General features: G+C 46.5%; 21 protein-coding genes. 14 read left to right on the forward strand and 7 right to left on the reverse strand.

Features of this window, described 5'->3' with window-relative positions; genetic code table 11:
* Positions 1 to 104 precede the first annotated feature (104 nt).
* From L9Q39_RS01930 to L9Q39_RS01970, 9 genes are all read left to right on the forward strand, one after another.
* Positions 105 to 926 carry a Dam family site-specific DNA-(adenine-N6)-methyltransferase gene (locus L9Q39_RS01930; RefSeq protein WP_237483452.1) on the forward strand — a complete coding sequence of 274 codons (822 nt, stop codon included), beginning with the start codon at positions 105 to 107 and terminating at the stop codon, positions 924 to 926.
* An 80-nt stretch (positions 927 to 1,006) separates the two neighbouring features.
* A complete protein-coding gene (gene rpe, locus L9Q39_RS01935; RefSeq protein WP_237483453.1) occupies positions 1,007 to 1,681 on the forward strand; it encodes a ribulose-phosphate 3-epimerase in 675 nt (224 codons plus the stop codon).
* Positions 1,682 to 1,695: 14 nt separating this feature from the next.
* Positions 1,696 to 2,394 carry a phosphoglycolate phosphatase gene (locus tag L9Q39_RS01940; RefSeq protein ID WP_237483454.1) on the forward strand — a complete coding sequence of 233 codons (699 nt, stop codon included), beginning with the start codon at positions 1,696 to 1,698 and terminating at the stop codon, positions 2,392 to 2,394.
* Between the two features lie 129 nt (positions 2,395 to 2,523).
* Positions 2,524 to 3,540 carry a tryptophan--tRNA ligase gene (gene trpS, locus L9Q39_RS01945; protein ID WP_237483455.1) on the forward strand — a complete coding sequence of 339 codons (1,017 nt, stop codon included), beginning with the start codon at positions 2,524 to 2,526 and terminating at the stop codon, positions 3,538 to 3,540.
* 131 nt (positions 3,541 to 3,671) lie between these two features.
* Complete coding sequence (locus L9Q39_RS01950) at positions 3,672 to 4,250, forward strand: aminodeoxychorismate/anthranilate synthase component II (protein WP_237483456.1); 579 nt, start codon at positions 3,672 to 3,674, stop codon at positions 4,248 to 4,250.
* Positions 4,251 to 4,630: 380 nt separating this feature from the next.
* Complete coding sequence (locus L9Q39_RS01955) at positions 4,631 to 5,842, forward strand: aspartate aminotransferase family protein (RefSeq protein ID WP_237483457.1); 1,212 nt, start codon at positions 4,631 to 4,633, stop codon at positions 5,840 to 5,842.
* Between the two features lie 63 nt (positions 5,843 to 5,905).
* Positions 5,906 to 6,925 (forward strand): arginine N-succinyltransferase, encoded by a 1,020-nt coding sequence (gene astA, locus L9Q39_RS01960; protein ID WP_237483458.1) that lies wholly within the window; start codon positions 5,906 to 5,908, stop codon positions 6,923 to 6,925.
* A gap of 16 nt (positions 6,926 to 6,941) precedes the next feature.
* Positions 6,942 to 8,399 carry a succinylglutamate-semialdehyde dehydrogenase gene (astD, locus tag L9Q39_RS01965; protein ID WP_237483459.1) on the forward strand — a complete coding sequence of 486 codons (1,458 nt, stop codon included), beginning with the start codon at positions 6,942 to 6,944 and terminating at the stop codon, positions 8,397 to 8,399.
* Positions 8,400 to 8,427: 28 nt separating this feature from the next.
* Positions 8,428 to 9,231 carry a DUF1338 domain-containing protein gene (locus L9Q39_RS01970; RefSeq protein ID WP_435532798.1) on the forward strand — a complete coding sequence of 268 codons (804 nt, stop codon included), beginning with the start codon at positions 8,428 to 8,430 and terminating at the stop codon, positions 9,229 to 9,231.
* Between the two features lie 117 nt (positions 9,232 to 9,348).
* On the opposite strand, the gene crp is transcribed toward L9Q39_RS01970, so the two are convergent.
* The 5 genes from crp to L9Q39_RS01995 all read right to left on the reverse strand — a co-directional run bounded on the left by crp (position 9,349) and on the right by L9Q39_RS01995 (position 14,039).
* Positions 9,349 to 9,981 (reverse strand): cAMP-activated global transcriptional regulator CRP, encoded by a 633-nt coding sequence (crp, locus tag L9Q39_RS01975; protein ID WP_004410522.1) that lies wholly within the window; start codon positions 9,979 to 9,981, stop codon positions 9,349 to 9,351.
* Between the two features lie 252 nt (positions 9,982 to 10,233).
* Positions 10,234 to 11,103 (reverse strand): phosphoribulokinase, encoded by an 870-nt coding sequence (locus L9Q39_RS01980; RefSeq protein WP_237483461.1) that lies wholly within the window; start codon positions 11,101 to 11,103, stop codon positions 10,234 to 10,236.
* A 61-nt stretch (positions 11,104 to 11,164) separates the two neighbouring features.
* Positions 11,165 to 11,383, reverse strand: a complete 219-nt coding sequence (locus L9Q39_RS01985) for a YheU family protein (RefSeq protein WP_237483462.1) — start codon at positions 11,381 to 11,383, stop codon at positions 11,165 to 11,167.
* Positions 11,384 to 11,685: 302 nt separating this feature from the next.
* Positions 11,686 to 12,654, reverse strand: a complete 969-nt coding sequence (locus tag L9Q39_RS01990; protein ID WP_237483463.1) for a hydrolase — start codon at positions 12,652 to 12,654, stop codon at positions 11,686 to 11,688.
* Entirely contained in the window at positions 12,651 to 14,039 is a 1,389-nt protein-coding gene (locus L9Q39_RS01995) for an aminotransferase-like domain-containing protein (protein ID WP_237483464.1), read from the reverse strand. Before L9Q39_RS01995 ends, L9Q39_RS01990 begins: the two co-directional genes overlap by 4 nt.
* Before the next feature lie 115 nt (positions 14,040 to 14,154).
* Between L9Q39_RS01995 and L9Q39_RS02000 the strand changes: the two genes are divergently transcribed.
* Positions 14,155 to 14,751, forward strand: a complete 597-nt coding sequence (locus tag L9Q39_RS02000) for a LysE family translocator (protein ID WP_237483465.1) — start codon at positions 14,155 to 14,157, stop codon at positions 14,749 to 14,751.
* Here L9Q39_RS02000 and L9Q39_RS02005 read toward each other — a convergent pair.
* Both L9Q39_RS02005 and L9Q39_RS02010 read right to left on the reverse strand, forming a co-directional pair.
* Entirely contained in the window at positions 14,741 to 15,214 is a 474-nt protein-coding gene (locus L9Q39_RS02005; RefSeq protein WP_237483466.1) for a TIGR02444 family protein, read from the reverse strand. The genes L9Q39_RS02000 and L9Q39_RS02005 overlap by 11 nt on opposite strands.
* Positions 15,214 to 17,133 carry an ABC transporter ATP-binding protein gene (locus L9Q39_RS02010; protein WP_237483467.1) on the reverse strand — a complete coding sequence of 640 codons (1,920 nt, stop codon included), beginning with the start codon at positions 17,131 to 17,133 and terminating at the stop codon, positions 15,214 to 15,216. The genes L9Q39_RS02005 and L9Q39_RS02010 overlap by 1 nt, the downstream gene beginning before the upstream one ends.
* A 203-nt stretch (positions 17,134 to 17,336) precedes the next feature.
* Between L9Q39_RS02010 and kefG the strand changes: the two genes are divergently transcribed.
* The 4 genes from kefG (at position 17,337) to slyD (ending at position 20,695) form a co-directional block, all read left to right on the forward strand.
* Positions 17,337 to 17,927, forward strand: a complete 591-nt coding sequence (kefG, locus tag L9Q39_RS02015; RefSeq protein ID WP_237483468.1) for a glutathione-regulated potassium-efflux system ancillary protein KefG — start codon at positions 17,337 to 17,339, stop codon at positions 17,925 to 17,927.
* Entirely contained in the window at positions 17,924 to 19,714 is a 1,791-nt protein-coding gene (kefB, locus tag L9Q39_RS02020; protein ID WP_237483469.1) for a glutathione-regulated potassium-efflux system protein KefB, read from the forward strand. Before kefG ends, kefB begins: the two co-directional genes overlap by 4 nt.
* Positions 19,715 to 19,749: 35 nt before the next feature.
* Positions 19,750 to 19,950: a YheV family putative zinc ribbon protein gene (locus L9Q39_RS02025; RefSeq protein ID WP_237483470.1), complete on the forward strand. Its 201-nt coding sequence runs from the start codon at positions 19,750 to 19,752 to the stop codon at positions 19,948 to 19,950.
* Between the two features lie 175 nt (positions 19,951 to 20,125).
* Complete coding sequence (slyD, locus tag L9Q39_RS02030) at positions 20,126 to 20,695, forward strand: peptidylprolyl isomerase (protein WP_237483471.1); 570 nt, start codon at positions 20,126 to 20,128, stop codon at positions 20,693 to 20,695.
* Positions 20,696 to 21,079 lie beyond the last annotated feature (384 nt).

Consider the following 21,079-nt stretch of genomic DNA (forward strand, 5'->3'; position numbering starts at 1 on the left):
TGTTGACCTTGACGCTGAAAGCTTAGAGAAAGGTCAACATAATAATTTGAATTATGGTATATTCCCGCCCTAAATTTTTACAGGCGGTAAACGACGAGCAAGTAATGAAAAAGCAACGTGCCTTTCTAAAATGGGCTGGTGGAAAATATGGCTTAGTTGAAGATATAAGAAAGCACTTGCCGGATGCTCGTAAGTTGGTAGAGCCCTTCGTTGGAGCCGGTTCTATCTTCCTTAATACCGATTACGATAAGTATTTGCTTGCGGACATTAATCCCGATCTTATCAACCTGTACAACCTGATTAAAGAGTCGCCAGAGCTGTATATCTCAGAAGCGAAGCGATTTTTTACCCCAGAACATAACCGCAAAGAGGTCTACCTCGATATTCGTGCTCAGTTTAATCAAACTGACGACGTGCTGTTTCGTTCGGTGGCGTTTTTGTATATGAACCGTTTTGGTTTTAATGGCTTGTGCCGTTATAACAAAAAAGGTGGCTTTAACGTTCCGTTTGGCTCTTACAAAAAACCTTACTTTCCAGAAGATGAAATGATTTTCTTTTCCGAAAAAGCTAAGAAAGCCACTTTTATCTGTGAAGGTTATACCGAGACCTTTAAACGCGCTCGAAAAGGCAGCGTGGTCTACTGTGATCCTCCTTATGCGCCTTTATCAACCACCGCCAACTTTACCTCTTATGCTGGAAACGGCTTCTCACTCGATGATCAAGCTGCATTGGCAGATGTTGCAGAGCACACCGCATTTGACCGTGGCATTCCAGTACTGATTTCTAACCATGACACCACATTGACGCGTCGTCTTTATCATGGGGCGGATCTCAATGTCGTCAAAGTAAAGCGTACAATCAGCCGCAACGGTGCCAATCGCAATAAGGTCAATGAATTACTGGCATTGTTTAAAGCCAGTGAGTAATTGGGACTAGGATTTAAATCTGGCCTTGGGTAGAATTGCGGGCACGATATGCGCGTCTATTTATTCTACTGAGGTCAGGTATGACAGATTTTCTTATTGCTCCATCTATTCTTTCTGCGGATTTTGCTCGTTTAGGCGAAGACGTAGAAAAGGTTCTAGCCGCCGGTGCTGACGTGGTTCACTTTGATGTGATGGATAACCATTATGTACCTAACCTAACGTTCGGCGCACCTATCTGTCAGGCTCTGCGTGACTACGGCATCACTGCGCCCATTGATGTCCATCTTATGGTTAAACCGGTAGACCGCATTATTCCAGATTTTGCAAAAGCAGGCGCATCCATGATCACTTTTCACGTTGAAGCCTCAGAGCACGTTGATCGCACGCTACAGCTAATCAAAGAACACGGCTGTCAGGCTGGCGTGGTGCTTAACCCAGCAACGCCACTTTCTTGTTTAGACTACATCATGGATAAGGTCGATATGATCCTATTGATGTCGGTGAACCCTGGCTTTGGTGGTCAATCTTTTATTCCCAACACCCTAGATAAATTACGTGAAGTTCGTAAACGTATTGATGCATCGGGTCGCAATATTCGCCTAGAGATCGACGGTGGTGTTAAGGTCGACAATATTCGTGAAATTGCCGAGGCAGGTGCTGATATGTTTGTTGCGGGTTCTGCCATCTTCAGTCGCCCAGATTACAAAGAAGTTATCGATGAAATGCGCGCCGAGTTAGCGCAAGTTTCAAAATAAGGGGCTTGTTTGGTATGACGCAGATTAAACTTGTTGTATTCGATCTTGATGGCACGTTGTTAGACAGTGTTCCTGACCTTGCCATCGCGGCCGATCAAGCGGTTCAAGCTCTTGGCTATCCAAGCGTGAGCGAAGTAGAAGTCCGAGATTATGTGGGTAATGGCGCCGACATCCTCATTGGTCGCAGCCTGAGCCGAAGTCTTGAGGTCGATAGTTCATTAACACCGGAGCTACTCAAACAAGCTCGGGTGTTGTTTGATGACTTCTACCAAGCGAGCGGTCATAAGCTTAGTCATCTCTATCCTGCGGTGAAAGAGACGTTAGAAGGTCTTACTCAAGCGGGTATTACGGTTGCATTGCTGACCAATAAGCCCTCAAAATTTGTTCCCGAGGTTTTGCAGCAGCATCAACTGACTCGTTACTTTAAGTATGTGCTTGGTGGTGATGCGTTCGATAAACGTAAGCCGGATCCTATTGCCCTGCATTGGTTGATGGAGCAAGAGCAACTGACTGCACAGCAAGTGTTGATGGTGGGCGACTCTAAGAACGATATCTTAGCGGCACGCAATGCGGGTTGCTACGCTTTTGGTCTCACTTATGGTTACAATCACGGAGAGCCTATCTCAGACTCCAAGCCAGATTTCGTTGCTGATAACGTTTCTGACGTGTTAAGTGCGGTCGGTGTGGCGAAACAAAGTGTCGCTGGGGACTAAATTCCGTCGTAACTAAGCGAAAAGCACCGCAAACTACTAGAAAAATACTCGTTAATGAGTACACTGCTAAAACCGCATATTGATGATGCGGTTTTATTTATTGTTAAGAAGTCAAAGGAAACTAATATCATGAGCAAACCCATCGTATTGAGTGGTGTTCAGCCTTCAGGTGAACTGAGTATCGGTAACTATTTGGGTGCTCTACGTCAATGGCAACAGATGCAAGATGATTACGATTGCCAATACTGCGTCGTTGATCTGCATGCGATTACGGTTCGTCAAGATCCTAAAGCACTGCACGAAGCAACACTGGACGCATTAGCTATCTGTCTTGCGGTTGGCGTTGATCCGAAGAAGAGCACGCTATTTGTTCAGTCCCATGTACCGGAGCATGCTCAACTTGGTTGGCTTCTTAACTGTTATACCCAAATGGGTGAACTGAACCGCATGACTCAGTTCAAAGATAAATCGGCTCGCTATGCGAACGATGTTAACGTGGGTCTTTATGATTACCCAGTGTTGATGGCTGCGGATATCTTGCTTTACGGCGCACACCAAGTCCCAGTGGGAAGCGACCAAAAGCAGCACCTTGAATTGGCGCGCGATATTGCGACCCGTTTCAATAATATCTATAGCCCTGAATCGCCAATCTTCACCATTCCTGAGCCTTATATTCCAACGGTGAATGCTCGAGTGATGAGCCTACAAGACGCAACTAAGAAGATGTCTAAGTCTGATGATAACCGTAAGAACGTTATCACGTTGCTAGAAGAACCTAAGTCGATCCTCAAGAAGATCAACAAGGCTCAAACCGATACTGAGACGCCGCCACGTATTGCCAATGACTGGGAAAATAAAGCGGGTATCTCTAACCTAATGGGTCTTTATTCTGCAGCAACAGGTAAAACCTTCGAGGAGATCGAAGCACAATACGCTGGTGTTGAGATGTATGGTCCGTTCAAGAAAGATGTCGGTGAGGCTATCGTTGCGATGCTAGAGCCGATTCAATCAGAGTATAAGCGTATCCGTGAAGATCGCGCCTATATGGATGAAGTGATGCGCCAAGGGGCGGAAAAAGCCTCTGCAGTGGCTGCGAAGACGCTGGCTAAAGCTTATGAAGCGGTCGGTTTTGTTGCACGTCCATAGTTTTAGCGGCTGTTGGATGTGAATGATATAGCCCCCTAGCTGAGCTTGGGGGCTTTTTCTTGCTTGCAATTTCACTCTGTTGCTGCAAAATACCGCCTAATTTGGCGTCTTCTATATCGTATCTCACTATCATGCTACTTATTATCGACAACTACGACTCCTTCACTTACAACCTATATCAGTACTTTTCTGAGTTGGGTGCAGAAGTGCAGGTGGTTCGCAACGATGAGATTGATATTGAGGGAATTGAAGCACTCAAACCTACCCACTTGGTCATCTCACCAGGACCTTGTACACCAAATGAAGCGGGCATCTCTCTTGCGGCGATTGCACATTTTGCCGGAAAGCTCCCTTTACTGGGTGTCTGTTTAGGGCACCAAGCTATCGCACAGGTGTTTGGTGGTGAAGTTGTGCGAGCACGCCAAGTGATGCATGGCAAAACCTCTCCAATCCAACATACTAATGGCAGTGTTTTCTCTGGGTTAAACAATCCACTGACGGTCACGCGCTACCACTCACTTATCGTCTCTGAAAAAAGTTTACCAGACTGTTTTGAGGTCACGGCTTGGACCACGCTGGCTGATGGTCAACGTGATGAGATTATGGGGTTTCAACATAAAACGCTGAATATTCATGGCGTGCAATTTCATCCAGAATCGATTAAAACCGAACAAGGGCACGAGCTGCTGAACAATTTCCTGTCGAATTAGAATGTGATCTGGATCGCCATTTCTCCTTTTCTTATCTTTAATAAGTTTTACTTATGGAAATGCAAGACTATTCGATTTTTCTAATAACCAAGCACCAATTCCCCTCCTTTCTTGCTAATTAAGCAAAATTTGTAAATAACACTTCATTTAAATTCATTTTTAATGCATAAATATTTGAGTAAGGAGTGAGATTCATTAGCCAAATTAAATCTAAGGCGATCATTTGGCTATTGAAACCGTTAAATAAGTGTAAATACAATGCAGCTCGTGGATGAAGGGGCTTTTCTATCGCTTTGGCGGTTTGAGTTCTCAGTGACTGATGAATATCGTCAAGTTACTTGTTCTCCCTTCCCACATGCAGTCACGATAAGGAATGTGCTATGACGATGGAAACAGCGGTTACGCGTGAATGGTTTGATGAGGTGATGGTGCCTTGTTACAACCCGATGGAGATAATTCCGGTAAAAGGTAGCGGCGCGAGAGTTTGGGATCAACAAGATAACGAATACATTGATTTTGCTGGTGGTATTGCGGTGAGCTGTTTGGGTCATTGTCACCCAGTGATGGTGAATGCCATTACGGAGCAAGCCAATAAAATTTGGCATCTGAGTAATGTTATGACCAATGAGCCAGCACTGCGACTAGCGAAAAAGCTAACCGAGCTGAGTTTCGCTGAGCGAGTCTTTTTTGCCAACTCAGGTGCGGAAGCGAATGAGGCCGCGCTCAAGCTTGCCCGTCGCTGGGCAACCGAGGTACACGGTCCAGAAAAGTCAGAGATTATTGCATTTAATCAAGGCTTCCACGGTCGTACCTTTTTCACAGTAACCGTCGGTGGACAGGCAAGTTATTCGGATGGTTTTGGTCCAAAGCCTGGTGACATCAAGCATATTCCTTACAACGATCTCGCAGCATTAGAAGCACAAATGTCTGATAAAACCTGCGCGATCATGATGGAACCATTACAAGGGGAAGGCGGTGTTGTATCGCCTGAGCCTGAGTTTGTACAAGCAGTACGTGAACTGTGTGACAAATACAATGCGCTGCTGATCTTTGATGAGGTACAGACGGGTAATGGTCGTACGGGTGACTTTTATGCTTACCAAGGCTTGGGTGTGACCCCTGATATTCTTAGCACGGCTAAATCTTTAGGCGGTGGTTTCCCCATTGGCGCTATGCTAACAACCAAAGCTTTGGCAGATCACTTTAAAGTGGGAACACACGGTTCGACTTATGGCGGTAACCCATTGGCTTGTGCTGTGGCTGAAGCGGTGATTGACGAAGTGTCTAAGCCAGAAGTCTTAGCAGGCGTTGCTGAGCGTGAGGCATGGTTTAGAGAGGGTCTAGAGCAGATCAATCAAAAATATGGTGTGTTTCAAGAAATTCGCGGTAAAGGATTGTTGATTGGTGCCGCTCTCAACGAGGAATGGCAAGGACGTGCACGAGATGTGTTGGTCGCTGCCGGTAAACATGGTCTGTTGCTTTTGGTTGCAGGCGCTAACGTCGTTCGCTTTACTCCGTCCCTAGTGATTACTCAACAAGAGGTTGAAGAAGGTTTGACCAAACTCGATCAGGCTATCGCTAGCCTGGTATAAAAAATTGACTGTGCTCTCTAGGTATTGGATGTACTAGAGAGCCTGCATCAGGAGGGATTATTGATGCTGGTTATTCGTCCTATAACATCATCTGACTACGACGCTTTGAATACGTGTGCGGTCGAGTCAGGACATGGATTTACTTCTCTGCCGGTTAACGAAGAACTGTTAACCAATCGAATCACCCATTCCGAATACAGTTTTGCTAAACCTGACGTCACTGAGCCAGGTGATGAGGGCTACCTTATGGTAGGCGTCGATAGTGAAACAGGAGAAGTTGCTGGTACCACTGGTATTGAAGCGGCGATTGGCTGGGATGTTCCTTTCTATTCTTATCACATTAGCACCGTGGTGCATTCCTCCCCTAAGCTTGGGGTCAATAATGTGGTGAAGTTGTTGACCTTTGGTAACAATTACACGGGTTGCAGTGAGATCTGTACTCTGTTCCTTAGACCTCAATTTCGCCAAGGTTTAAATGGTCGCTTAATGTCTAAGAGCCGTTTTTTGATGATGGCAGAACACCCACACCGATTCTCTAAAACGGTGTTTGCAGAGATGCGCGGTGTGTCGGATGAACATGGCAATTCCCCCTTCTGGCAGTGGTTACAAGAGCATTTCTTTTCTATTGATTTTACGCTTGCCGATTATCTTACTGGAATCGGCAAGAAAGGCTTTATTGCCGACTTGATGCCCAAACTGCCTATCTATATCAACCTGCTGTCCAAAGAGGCACAAGCGGTGATTGGTAAGGTGCATGACAATACGGCACCCGCTTTAGCACTGTTAGAAAAAGAGGGCTTCACCTGTCGTAATTACGTGGATATTTTTGATGCGGGTCCGACGGTGGAATGTGATGTGCGAAATATTAACGCCGTTCGGGATTCGTTTAAGGTTACCGTGAAGATCGCATCGCACCAATCGAACAGTACCTACCTGATAGCCAATACCTCGTTTGAGGATTTCAGAGCCACAGCGGCAACGGCGTCAGTGGATAGAGAGACGGGAATCGCTCTGCTCTCGGCAGAGGTTGCTCAGGCGCTTAATGTCGCTGAGGGTGAAAGTGTCCGTTTGTTGGCTCAATAATAGATAGGAACGTTTTATGACTCAATGGATCGCAGGAGAGTGGTTAGAGGGCAAGGGCGAAGCGTTTACTTCTTTGACACCTTATAGTGAGGAAGTGATTTGGCAAGGCAATAGCGCCACTCAACCACAAGTAGAACAAGCGGTATCAGCAGCCCGTCAGGCGTTGATTGCATGGAAAAAGCGCCCTTTCAGCGAGCGTGAAGCTATTGTTGTTAACTTTGCTGAAAAGGTAAAGCAGCACAGCGAAGAGATCGCAATAGCTATTGCCAAAGAGACGGGTAAGCCTTTGTGGGAAACGCGTACTGAGGCCGCGGCGATGGCGGGTAAAATTGCCATTTCTATTCGAGCCTATCATCAGAGGACCGGTGAATCACAGCGCGAAGCGGCAGGCAATCAAATCGTATTGCGCCACAAACCGTTGGGAGTCATGGCTGTTTTTGGTCCTTACAACTTTCCTGGTCATCTTCCTAACGGTCATATTGTGCCTGCTTTGCTAGCGGGCAATAGTGTGGTGTTCAAACCTTCAGAGCAGACTCCGTTAGTGGGTGAATTAGCGATGAAGCTTTGGGAGCAATCAGGCTTACCCAAAGGTGTCATTAACTTAGTTCAAGGTGGCAAAGAAACCGGTATTGCTCTTGCTGCGGCTAAAGGTATTGATGGGGTGTTATTTACCGGTAGTGCTAATACGGGGCATCTACTTCATCAACAGTTTGCTGGTCAGCCAGATAAGATGTTAGCGCTGGAAATGGGGGGCAATAACCCTCTGGTCGTCAGTGAAGACTATGGTGAACTGAATGCGGCGGTGTATACCGTTTTGCAATCGGCCTACATTAGCGCGGGTCAGCGCTGCACCTGTGCTCGACGTCTGTATGTACCTGTTGGTGATAAAGGGGATGCCTTGGTCGCGGCGCTGAGTACGTCAGTTGCAAAGATTGCCGTTGATCAGCCCTTTGCTGACCCTGCACCGTTTATGGGACCTCAGATTTCGTCTCAAGCTGCCGATCATATTGTCCAAGTGCAGCAGGATTTAGTGGCATTAGGGGCGCATGCTTTAGTTCCCGCGATGCGTAAACACGCCGCTTTTGTGACTCCGGGGCTGATTGATGTCACCGCCGTCACAGAGCTACCTGATGAAGAATACTTCGGTCCTTTGTTGCAATTGGTACGTTACCAAACCTTTGAACAAGCGGTAGAACTGGCTAATGATACGCGGTTTGGTTTATCAGCAGGGTTAATTTCTCAAGACGATGAACAGTGGCTGTACTTTGTCGACCATATCCGAGCTGGTATCGTCAATCGCAATCGACAGCTAACAGGGGCAAGTGGCGATGCCCCCTTTGGTGGACCCGGTGCCTCTGGAAACCTCAGACCGAGTGCTTTTTACGCCGCTGACTATTGCGCGTACCCAATGGCGTCGATGGAAGGTGAAGCCACGGTATTACCAGAAACACTCAGCCCGGGAATCGAACTCTAATGTAATCTATGAGATCTATTTTATCTATGTGAGGTGCGTCATGGCAGTAGAACAACTGTTTAATCTTTTGTGGCAAGACTATATCGCTCGTCTATGTCCATCCGCTCACCAAGTGCAGCAACTACTGCAAGAGGATGAGGCGTTAAACAATGATCATATTGCCTTGCGTACCTTTAACCTTGCCCCTGTGGGGATAGAGACGCTGGCTAAGCCATTTATTGCCTTGGGCTATGAGGTAGTTGGTCACTATAGCTTTGCAGCTAAAAAGCTCGATGCTATCCATCTACAACATGCCGATCTCAGTTTGCCAAAAGTGTTTATTAGTGAACTAAAAGTTGAACAGTGTTCGGCGGAATTACAGGACATTGTTCATCGTTTGGTGAAACAAATTGATCGTTCGACACTGCAATCGTCAGCCTTTTTGTTCGCTGGTCGTCTTTGGGATTTAAGCTTTAGCGATTATCAGCAACTAGCTCAAGAGAGCGAATACGCTGCTTGGCTTGCCGCACACGGTTATGGCGCGAATCATTTCACCGTTAACGTCAATCAACTGCAGCGCTTAACCAGTGTTGAGCAGGTTAACCAACGATTGGCAGAGTCAGGTTTTACCATTAATCAATCTGGCGGTGCTGTGAAAGGCAATCCCAAGGTAATGCTTGAGCAATCCTCGACCATGGCAGATATGGTAAGCGTTAGGTTTCAAGATGGAGAGCAGACGATTCCCGGCGGTTTCTACGAATTTGCCAAGCGCTATCCCACAGCGGAAGGACCGTTGTATCAAGGCTTTGTCACTGCGTCCGCGGACAAGATATTTGAAAGTACTCATCAGTAGTTGCAACAGAACGGTCGTTGCGATAAACAGCGAAATACGACCCGTGATTGAATAAAAAAATCCCCAACCTTTCGGTTAGGGATTTTTTATTACACGATAAATATACGCGATAAATGCTTAGCGAGTACCGTACACTACGATGGTTTTACCATGCGCAGAAATCAGGTTTTGCTCTTCTAGCATCTTCAGGATACGACCAACGGTCTCACGAGAACAACCCACAATCTGACCAATCTCTTGGCGAGTGATCTTGATTTGCATGCCGTCTGGGTGAGTCATCGCATCCGGTTGTTTAGCCAGGTTCAATAGCGTTTGTGCAATGCGACCCGTTACGTCTAGGAATGCTAGGTCACCAACTTTTTGGCTGGTAACTTGAAGACGACTTGCCATCTGTGCAGATAGACGCATTAGAATGTCAGGGTTAACTTGGATTAGCTGGCGGAATTTCTTGAATGAAATTTCAGCGACTTCACAAGGTGATTTTGCACGAACCCAGGCAGTACGCTCTTGGTCTTCTTCAAATAGACCAAGTTCACCGATGAAGTCACCTTGGTTAAGGTAAGACAAGATCATCTCTTTGCCTTCTTCATCTTTAATAAGTACCGCAACAGAACCTTTTACGATGTAGTAAAGCGTTTCTGCTTTTTCGCCCGCGTGAATAAGCGTGCTTTTTGAAGGGTACTTATGAATATGACAGTGTGATAGGAACCACTCTAACGTTGGATCGGTTTGAGGTTTACCTAGAACCATATATCTCTCTTCCTCTGCGGGTTAGCTTGCTGCTTTCCATATTGTTAGCAAGGACACAATAATGCCTACTAGCATAAAAGCATGGTGAAGTCAGCGCAAGCCGACTTCTTTATTGATAAGAATAGTAGCGCTTTTTTAGTCTGATTTCTTGATTTTAATCGTATCAAATCCACATTTTTCTATACAAAAATGTGCTTATGATCACGGTATAAAAAAACACCATGTCCACTCAGGCATTTTACCTGAGAAGCCCTAGCCAATTTTACCGGTTTCGATAAGTTGTTGGAGGATGGGGCGAACAATTAATTCCATTGCGAAGCTCATTTTTCCACCAGGAACAACAATGGTGTTATGACGTGACATAAACGACCCCTCTATCATGGCGAGTAGGTACGGGAAGTCAACATTCTTAATGCCCCTGAGGCGAATAACCACAAAACTTTCATCCAGACTTGGAATGCCCTTGGCATTTAACGGGTTGGAAGTATCAACGGTTGGCACTCTTTGGAAGTTGATATGGGTGCGAGAAAACTGTGGCGTGATGTAGCTGAGATAATCATCCATCGAACGCACAATTGAGTCAGTCACCGCTTCTCTTGAATGTCCACGGTCTCGCGTGTCTCGGACAAACTTCTGAATCCACTCTAAGTTGACAATCGGCACCATGCCGATGAGCAAATCGACATGCTTTGCTGCATTGACCTCGCCGTCAACAACCCCACCGTGAAGCCCTTCATAAAAAAGAACATCTGAGCCTTGCAGTAGATCTTGCCATGGCGTAAAGGTGCCGGGCATCTGATTGTAAGGAACTGCCTCATCAAAAGAATGCAGGTAACGGCGATATTGACCTGTACCATCTTCACCATAGGTTTTGAAGAATTGCTCCAAACCTGGGAAATCATTGGCTTGCGGACCAAAGTAACTGATGTGTTTGCCTTGTTCTTTAGCTTTACGTATCTCGACATCCATTTCTGGGCGGGTGTAGCGATGAAAACTATCTCCTTCTACAAATGCCGCTTTGACGTTCATCATATTAAACATTTTTCTGAACGCTTCTGATGATGTTGTTGTCCCCGCGCCAGATGAGCCGGTGACAGCAATGATAGGATGTTTTGCAGACATAACACTTCCTGTGTTGGAACTAAACGATAGTCTCGATTAGATTCAATAGTGGGTTGAGGGTTCAATAATTCAGCGAACGACTCGATTTAATATCAAAGGTCTCATGGAGTTCCGAGTAGACGATGACCGCGTCGCCGTTGCTTAACTGCTGTTTTACGGATGTGATTTTTTGTTCTAGCGAGCTTTCTATTTCTCCGTAATCCGTCCCTTCTCTCAATACAAACTCTTTGAGCAGGTTATCCAATGTATCAGGATTAATCTCTTGCCAAGGGATGATCATCTTGTTTCTCTTTATGTTTTGACAGCCAATGGTTTTAACTGCAAATGGTTTTGACAGCAAATGGCTATGACAATGAATTGTTATAACAGCGAATCAGTATTATCGCGACTCGCTATTCAAGCTAACGTTGCTGTTGTTGTCGTTAAGAAACCCAATTATATACCGAATCGCCAGCAAAGGCAGAGGAGGTATTGGAAAGGATTCTAGCAACTTGCAAGTGACCGTTAAAATTGAGTCGAAGAAGCAGTATAGAACATACGGCTCAATCTGCCTTGTTATGCGGCACTGGTCTAAGGTCTCCGCTAAGTAAAACTTTGATGCCATTCAGGCAGTATCTGCTCCAACCAAAATTGAGGCTGCTTAAGGCTGCCAGTAACAAATCCCACATGTCCACCATGTTGCTGTAGGCAGTAGTGAATATTTTCAGGCAGTGGTTGTTTTGGGATCACGGCGTCCGTCATAAAGGGATCGTCCTTAGCATGGATAATCTGGGTCGGGATCGTGATCTCAGATAGGCGAGCGAGACCAGAACATTGCTGATAATAGTCATTTGCGTTGCGAAAGCCATGCAGTGGCGCGGTAATCAGATCATCAAACTGGTACAGTTTACGCGTGCTGTTGATCTTTTCCGGAGTCAGTCCCAGTTCATTATTGAGCAGCGTGATTTTTTTCAAACTGTTTTTCTTCATCGAGGTGAGCAGATAGTTACGATAAACTTTGGAAAACCCCTGTTCAATTCTCTGTGAGCACGCCGCTAAGTCAAGCGGTGCTGACACCACACTGGCTGCTGTTAACTTGGTGTCATCTTGATAGTGAGCAAGATAATTCACCAGCATATTGCCCCCCAAACTGATGCCGACTGCCACCTTGTTACTGTTTGGATAGCGCTCGTCCAGCATCGTCAGAAAGTGTCTTGCATCGCCAATTTCGCCCGAATGATAACTGCGAGCTAAGCGATTCGGTGTTGGACCACAGCCTCGAAAATGCATCATGACCGATAGCCATCCTTGTTGCGCGAAAGCATGCATCAAGCCATTAGCGTAGGGGCTAGAAAAACTCCCCTCAAGTCCATGAAACAGCACAAAAATAGGCTTGTTAAGCTCGTTGTTAGGTTGTTCACTCCAAGCCAGTTCCACAAAATCACCGTCGGGGGTTTCCAATGTTTCCCAGTGAGGTGTAAACAGGGGCCGACGACGAACGATGCGCGGAAGCAGGGTTTGTAGGTGAGGGTTGCGAAGCCCTTTTGCTGCGATAAAGCTGGGTTTTGTCATAGTGTAAACTCGCCTGTCGGTGTGTGATTTAACAGTGTGACTAGGGTGTCTAGCCCGCGACGCATCTGTTCAATGCTTTGTGGAGAACTGAGTGACAAGCGAATCGCTGGTGTCACAGCATTGCCCGGTAGTGCAAAGAGTTCACTGCTTTTCACGTTGATTTTGTTCATAGTGGCTTGGGCAATAAAATCGCTCAATCGCCAGTGTTGAGGCAGCGTTAACCATAGATGAAAGCCGCCTTGCTGGACGGTGAATTCGAACCCTTTGAGTTTTTGTACTGCAATTTCTATTCTAGCGTTCATTTCTTGTTTGATGATCTGCAAACTTTTGTCTGCATCACCTTTGGAAAGCATCTCGCAGGTCAAGGATGTCAGTAACGGACTGACCATCCAGCAATGATTTTGTAGGGTGCTCGTTAATTGTGGATACAATCTCTCGGGGGCATGGATAAAGCCTACCCTTAAACCCGGAGCCAAAAACTTAGAGAAAGCCCCAATATACAGCACGGACTCTGGCGCTAGGTTAACCATGGGCTCGGGGGCATTGTCTAGCAATAGGCTATTGATATCATCTTCAATCACGTAGACGTCGTATCTCTTGCAGATGTCGAGGATCTCTCGCCTGCGCTGTATTGGCATCACTGCGGTGGTGGGGTTTTGTAAGGTTGGAATGAGATAGATCAATCGAGGTGAATAACGTTTGCAGCACAACTCTAACGATTCGGGTAAGACACCATACTTATCCATCTCAACCCCTTTTAGGGTGAGTTGGTTTTGCTTCGCCACATTGATGATCCCTGGATAGGTGTATTGCTCAACGAGGATCGTGTCTCCCGCGCGACTAAAGGTATCCAAGATCAGTTGGATGGCGTGCTGGGCACCTGAGCTAAACAACATGGATTGCGGATTGAGATGGATCTGCTGCGCCCTCATCCAATTACATACCACCCCTTTGTGACTCTCGATGCCGGTTGGGGATTGATAGAGCATGATTTGATTGAGGTGTTGTGGTGAGGTGGCGATGCGTTGCATCGCGGATTGCAACATATCGCTGCGATCAAACCGTGGTGGAATATTGTATCCCAAATGGCACTCTAATTCGTCACTGGGATCTTGTTCAAATGCCCAACTCGGCTTGTTGTGATCAACAACAAAGGTGCCAGCACCCACTCGGGCTTCTATGTGTCCGCGGCGCTCCAATTCAGCGTAGGCTCTTGTGATGGTCCCCACGGTGACCTCAAGCCGATCCGCAAGCCAGCGATGGGTGGGTAACTTGCTGTTGCTTAGCAAGGTTCCGTTGTCGATCCTCGCACCAATTTGATCGGCGATCTGTTTGTAGATCGGCACACTACCGTGTCGGTTAAGTTCCATTTCTTCAATTGTCATGGTGACAATAAACCTTTTGCATCAATTCAATCCCATTGTTATGGTTATTTTGTCGACAAAAAGCGTATTTTTCAACCTTTATCTTTAAATTGTACCCATACAATAAGGGGCGAACATGGACAGTGGATTTGTTTGGGCGGTAGCCCTATTTGCGATTGTGATGGTAGGAACACCTGGACCGAATAATGTTATGTTAACGAATTCGGGCGCTAACTTTGGCTATATTCGGTCGATCCCGCACTTCATCGGTATCGGTGTTGGTCTTATTAGCTTGCTGCTGCTTAATGGTGCGGGACTCGGGGTTGTGTTTACTTCTTATCCTGTGGTGCAAGAGGTTCTGAAATGGTTAGGCAGTGCTTATCTGTTGTATCTTGCTTGGCGAATCTTGACGGCTAAGAGAGGGGCGGAAGATGAGGCGGAAGATATCAAACCGATGAACTCCTTTGAGGCTATTTTATTTCAATATATTAATCCAAAAGCTTGGATGATGTGTATCACCGCAGTCAGCTCGTTTTCTCTGCCGGGGGAGCAGTATTGGCAATCTCTAGCGGTTATTTGTGCCACTTTTTTACTGGTGCAACTGCCAACTTCTTCGGTATGGGTGGGGTTTGGAATTGTTATTCGTCAGTGGCTGTCAACCCCCTTGGCGTGGCGTCGCTTTAACCGCGTGATGTCGTTACTAACGGTGCTGTGTATTGCGTTTATTTGGTAGTGTCAGCGCCATCATCAAAGTGTTGGCATAGGTGATCAGCCCCTAGTTCTTGGCAGTACATATCGACTAAGTGTGAGGCGGATGTAGTGGCTAAGGGCAGGCTGTTAATGGTTTCAATAAGGTGGGATTGTTGCAGCTGCTCAAGGGACAATTCGAAATTGAGAGCCTCGCGATAGAGGGTATCGGTAACCTGTGTTTTTAGCTGTTTACGCAGTTGCCGATATTGAGCCAGTAATTGTTCACTGGCATCAAGGCTGGCTTTTACTTGCGGCCATTGCTCTAAAGTAAAAGCCAGATGATTCACGTCTAACCATTTAAGTAGCAGCAGCAGGTTAACGTTGCCGTGATAATGATTCTGCAGACTCAGACAAGCTTCTTTCACACCGCGCTCAGCGTAGTAGGCTAGGCTAAATTGCCATAGCGCTTCGTGGGTAAGTGACTTAGATTGAGTCGTTGTTGTCATTATTGGCTGAATTCCTGTTCCATCTCTTCAAGTTGCTCTTGCAAGCTCATCCACTCCATCTCTACTTCTTCCAGTTCGGATTTGTTCGATGCTTGCTTAGCGAGTATCTCATTGAGTTTAGACTTATTTTCCGCGTCATACAGGGATGAATCCGATAATTGTGTTTCCGCTTCTGTTAGTGCGGAACTCAACTTATCCATCTGCTTTTCTAAACTTTGCAGGGATTTACGAATCGGAGCGGTCTGTTTTCTAAACTCAGCCTCTTTGCGTTTCTGTTCTTTTTTGGCAGCGGCGCTATTGTGGCTGCTTTTGTCAGGTTCGTTCTCTTGGCTCTCTTTGCGCTCTTGACGTTGCTGCTCGGTGAGCCACTTGTAGTAATCGACAAGATCACCATCAAAAGGGGCAACCTGACGGTCATGAACTAAGTATAGATCGTCTGTTGTTGCGCGTAGTAGGTAACGGTCGTGACTGACAATGACCATTGCCCCTTCAAAGGTTTGCAGAGCAAAAGTGAGTGCTTGACGCATATCCAAATCAAGGTGGTTGGTGGGTTCATCGAGGAGCAATAGATTGGGTTTTTGCCAGACGACGAGTGCCAGCACCAGACGAGCCTTTTCGCCCCCGGAGAAAGGCGCGACTTTTTCTAACGCTTTATCGCCTTGAAAACCAAAGCTACCCAGATAGTCACGAAGCTGTTGTTCGGTATGATTGGGCGCAATTTGCATCAGGTGTTGCAGTGGCGTCTCTTCAGGGTGCAATGTTTCCAGTTGATGCTGAGCAAAGTAACCAATCTTTACCCCTTGCGAGTAGGTAAGGTCGCCGCCCTTTGCGTTCAACTCATTGGATAGCAGTTTAATCAGGGTCGATTTACCGGCACCGTTGCGACCCAATAGACCAATGCGACTACCGGGCACCAGATTGAGGCGAATTTTTTCTAGGATAATATTGTCATCGTAACCCGCAGAGACATCGTCCATCATAATGATTGGGTTCGGTAACGCCGCAGGCTCTCTAAACTCAAAACTGAACGGGTTATCAAACTGCGCAGGTAATACTTTTTCCATACGCTCAAGCGCCTTGATTCGGCTTTGCGCCTGACGAGCTTTAGACGCTTTATAGCGGAAGCGATCAATGTACTTCTGCATATGTGACATCTGCTTTTGTTGCTTCTGGAACTGAGCCTGTTGCAGGATGAGCTTTTGCGCGCGTTGTTCTTCAAATGATGAGTAGTTACCGGTGTACTCATTAAGCTGTTGGTTTTCAATATGGATAATGCGACCCACAATCGGGTCAAGAAAATCGCGGTCGTGGGAAATCAAAATCAGCGTGCCCGGATAGTTCTGTAACCATCGCTCCAGCCACATCACGGCATCGAGATCTAAGTGGTTGGTCGGTTCGTCAAGCAATAACAGGTCAGAGCGACACAATAGCGCTTGTGCCAAGTTTAAACGCATGCGCCAACCACCAGAGAACTGAGTAAGATTCCAACTCATCTGTTCTTGGCTAAAGCCAAGTCCATCAAGTAGCTCTGCTGCTCGAGCGCGAATACTGTAGCCACCAATCACTTCAATTTTACCGTGCAACTCTGCGACTAAAGTGCCGTTGTCTTGCTGCTCAGCGTCAACGAGGGCTTGTTCCAGTGCGCGGTATTCTCGGTCACCATCAATCACATATTCAATCGCGGTTCGCTCTAGCGCCGGCGTTTCCTGTGCCACCCAAGCTAATTCCCAGCCAGAAGGCTGATGAAATGAGCCTGCATCAATAGTGAGTTCGTCTTTCAGCAAGGCAAATAGTGTGGATTTACCACAACCATTTTTGCCGACTAGACCGACTTTATCGCCGGGGTGAATGGTTGCGCTAGCTTGGTCAAGAAGTGGTTTTCCACCACGAAGCAGTTGAATGTCAGAGAAGGTGATCATGGTTATCTATAGAGCCTTTGATTGATTGCTCTCGAATACTAGGGGCAAAGCGGATAAATGTCGATCATTATCCGTTTTGCGTTATGATGGGAAAACCCAGATTAGATACGTATACTTAACCAACCATTAACAACTTGATTTAAAGCGCGAGAAGCAAAGCAGCAAAACAATGATCAACGCGATAAAAGGGAACATTTCACGGAATGAAGTACGCAAACAGCCAGATCCCCCGTAGCGGCAAAGTCCTCGTCGTTTATGCTCACCCTGAGCCACACAACTCTGTGGTCAATCAAATGCTGGTTGAGGCGATTAAAGGTTTGAGTCATGTGACATTCCGTGATCTCTACTCTCTCTATCCCGACTTTTTTATCGACGTCAAAGCCGAACACCAACTGTTGCTTGAGCATGACGTTATTGTGTTTCAACACCCGCTCTATATGTACTCGTGTCCTGCATTACTTAAAGAGTGGATTGATCGCGTTGTGGGCAAAGGCTTTGCGTTTGGCGATGATTGCGCCCTTGAAGGCAAGATTTGGCGCAGTGTCATTACGACCGGAGGCCAGAAATCGGCTTTTAGCCAAACCGGTTACAACAAATATCCCTTAGAGCAAATCTTGCAACCTTTCGAGTTGACCGCCGCCCTTTGTAAGATGCATTGGGTGGAGCCCTTAGTGCTTTATTGGGCGCGGCGAGTCGACCAACAAACCCAGCAGCAGCATGCCAAGCGATACCGCCATTGGCTGCTTAACCCCGTTGTAGACATTTCGGAAGAGAACAAGGGGGAGCAATTATGACCAATGACCTGTTGCAAAGCAGTGTGATTTTTCTTGGCGCGGCGGTGGTGGCGGTGCCGATTGCTCAGCGTTTGGGGTTAGGCTCGGTACTCGGCTATTTGCTTGCCGGTATCGCAATTGGTCCATGGGGACTCGGACTGATTAGTGATGTGGATGAAATCTTACACTTCGCCGAGTTTGGTGTGGTTTTACTGCTGTTTTTAATTGGACTGGAACTCAACCCGAAAAAACTGTGGCAGATGCGAGTACCGATATTGGGATTAGGAGGAGCGCAAGTTGTGGTGACCACATGCGTACTCTCCGCGTTAGTTTCTATGTTTGGGCTTAGTTGGCAAACCAGTCTTGTTATCGGTATGGGGTTAGCGCTCTCTTCAACCGCGATTGCATTACGAGTGATTGAAGAGCAAGGGCTAGCCGGGGGAGAGACAGGTCAGTCCGGCTTTGCGGTTCTATTATTCCAAGACATTGCCGTGATTCCTATGCTCGCCATGTTGCCGGTATTAGCAGGCAATACCAGTGGTAATTGGGATGATATTTTGTGGATGTTGGCAGGGGTTGCAGGCTTAGTGATTGGCGGTCATTACCTGATTCGTCCTCTGTTTCGTTATGTTTTGCTCAGTGGCGTGCGCGAACTCTTCACCGTGGCGGCGCTGCTTTTGGTGATTGGTATTGCGACCTTTATGCAAAAGCTCGGTCTTTCTATGGCATTGGGGACATTCTTGGCTGGAGTGCTGTTAGCGGAGAGTGAATATCGTCATGAGCTGGAAACCGCTATAGAGCCATTTAAAGGTTTGCTATTGGGGCTGTTTTTTATCGCCGTGGGTATGGCGGTGAATCTCGGTCTGCTGTTTGCTTCACCATTGGAAATTTTGGCAGCCGTGACGGCATTGATTGTGATTAAAGGCTTGCTGCTCTATTTACTCGCTCGTTTATTTGGTATTCGCGCTAAAGCGCGCAGCAAGATGGCGGCAATTTTGAGCCAAGGTGGTGAATTTGCCTTTGTGATTTTTACCGCTGCGAGCAGTCAGGGGCTACTCGCACAGAATGAATCGTCGTTTTTATTGGTCGTGGTCAGCTTGTCGATGGTGACTACGCCGCTGCTGTTGATGGCGCAGAAAAAGTGGTTTGAGCGCTCGCTCAATCCACAAGAGTTTGAGTCACTACAAAGCGATGTTGAAGATCGTCAACCTAAAGTCATTATTGCCGGCTTTGGTCGCTTTGGGCAGATCGTTGGTCGCTTGATGTATGCCAACAAGGTGAGGGTGACGATTTTAGAAAGCGATGCCAGTCAGATCCATCTGTTAAGGAAGTATGGCTATAAGGTGTTTTATGGTGATGCGACTCAGATTGACCTGCTGCGCTCCGCAGGAGCTGAACGAGCGGAAGCGATTGTGGTGTGTACCGATTCACCGGAAGAGGTGATGAATGTGGTCGATATTTGCCATCAACATTTTCCCAATCTTAAAGTGTTGGCTCGCGCACGCAGTCGTGTGGAAGCGTATCAATTAATGAGCCATGGCGTCAGTTCCTATTCTCGAGAAACTTTCTTAGGCGCTTTGGATCTTGGTCGTCAAACACTTATCGAACTGGGCTTTCATCCTTATGAAGCCAAACGCGCCGAAGCGCATTTCAAAAAATTAGATAATGCCATGCTGAAAGAGCTATTACCTCAGCATAGTGAAGATAAACAACTTGCCCAGCGTTCAAAAGAGGCACGTAAAGAATTAGAAGAAATATTCGATCGTGAAATGGAGAACGATCGTCAATCGAGAAATTTTTGGGATTAAATCCAAAAAGCTCAACTGGAAGCGTTACAAGAGTAGTGATTATGAAAAAACGATTTATTGCTGGAGCGGTCTGTCCCAAGTGTTCACAACAAGACAGCCTGCGCTGGTGGATTGAGCAAAATATTGAGTGGGTAGAGTGTGTTGAATGTCAGTTCACCGAGCAGAGAAAGCCAAAATCTGTTGAGCAGAGTGAACGTGGTAGTGAGGAATTGATTGGCATTTTTAAGCCGCAATGATTGAGTTTCCATTTTTAATCCCCCATATATCTGAGTTACCTCAAGATGCAGAGTTCAGAGGACCTCGCTGAACCTCGCATCTTGAGGTAACTTAGGTATAATGACAAGCATAGGCCGCCAACGTGCGGCACTTTTTGTTGAGGACATTCCTCTAAGCCAATCATTTGGAGTTGACATGAAAATTACTCAAAACTCGGTAGTAAGCCTAGCGTACCAAGTAAAAACTGAAGACGGTGTTGTTGTAGACCAGTCTACTGTTGATGCACCTCTAGATTACCTACACGGTCATAACAACTTAATCGTAGGTCTAGAAAAAGAGCTAGAAGGCAAAGAAGCGGGTGAGAAGTTCTCTGCAACTGTGACTCCAGAAGACGCATACGGCGAACACAACGACGCACTTGTTCAACGTGTCCCTGCTGACGTATTCCAAGGTGTGGATGAAATTGAAGTAGGCATGCGCTTCCTAGCGGATACTGACCAAGGTCCAATTCCTGTTGAAGTAACAGAAGTTGATGGTGATGAAGTTGTGGTTGATGGCAACCATATGCTTGCAGGTCAAACTTTGACGTTTGACGTTGAAGTGGTTGCAATTCGTGAAGCGACAGCGGAAGAAATCGAACACGGTCACATCCACCAAGGCGGTGGTTGCTGTGGCGGTGACGGTGAAGAAGGCTGTTGTAGCAGCGACGAAGGTGAAGAGAAAGAAGGCTGCTGCGGTGGCGGTGGTGACTGCAAGTCTCACTAATCTTATCTTTTTAATAAGGCCTCCATTTTGGAGGTCTTATTTTATGTCAGCATTTCATTTTTTATAGAGTTCGACTATTCGAGCGATTCCAACATTTATCTCGCCGCATTGCCAATGTTCTCGTGTGAATCTAGGTTTTTGAATCTTTTAGAATTTAAGTTTTTCACAGCTTTCACCTTTCGGCTTCTATCTCTTTGAGCCACTGTGTTTTCCCACTGTTTACGTCCTTCCTGTTTATTTACGTCCTTCCTGTTTATTTACGTCTTTCCCGCGAAGGCAGGAATCTAGCTGAGTGGGGCGCTTGTGGTGAGTAGGTCCCTGCCTTCACAGGGATGACGTTATATAGTGCAGGGGTGACGTTATATAATGCAGGGATGACGATAG

The organism is Vibrio hippocampi (assembly GCF_921292975.1).
In the GTDB taxonomy this organism is placed as follows: Bacteria; Pseudomonadota; Gammaproteobacteria; order Enterobacterales; family Vibrionaceae; genus Vibrio; species Vibrio hippocampi.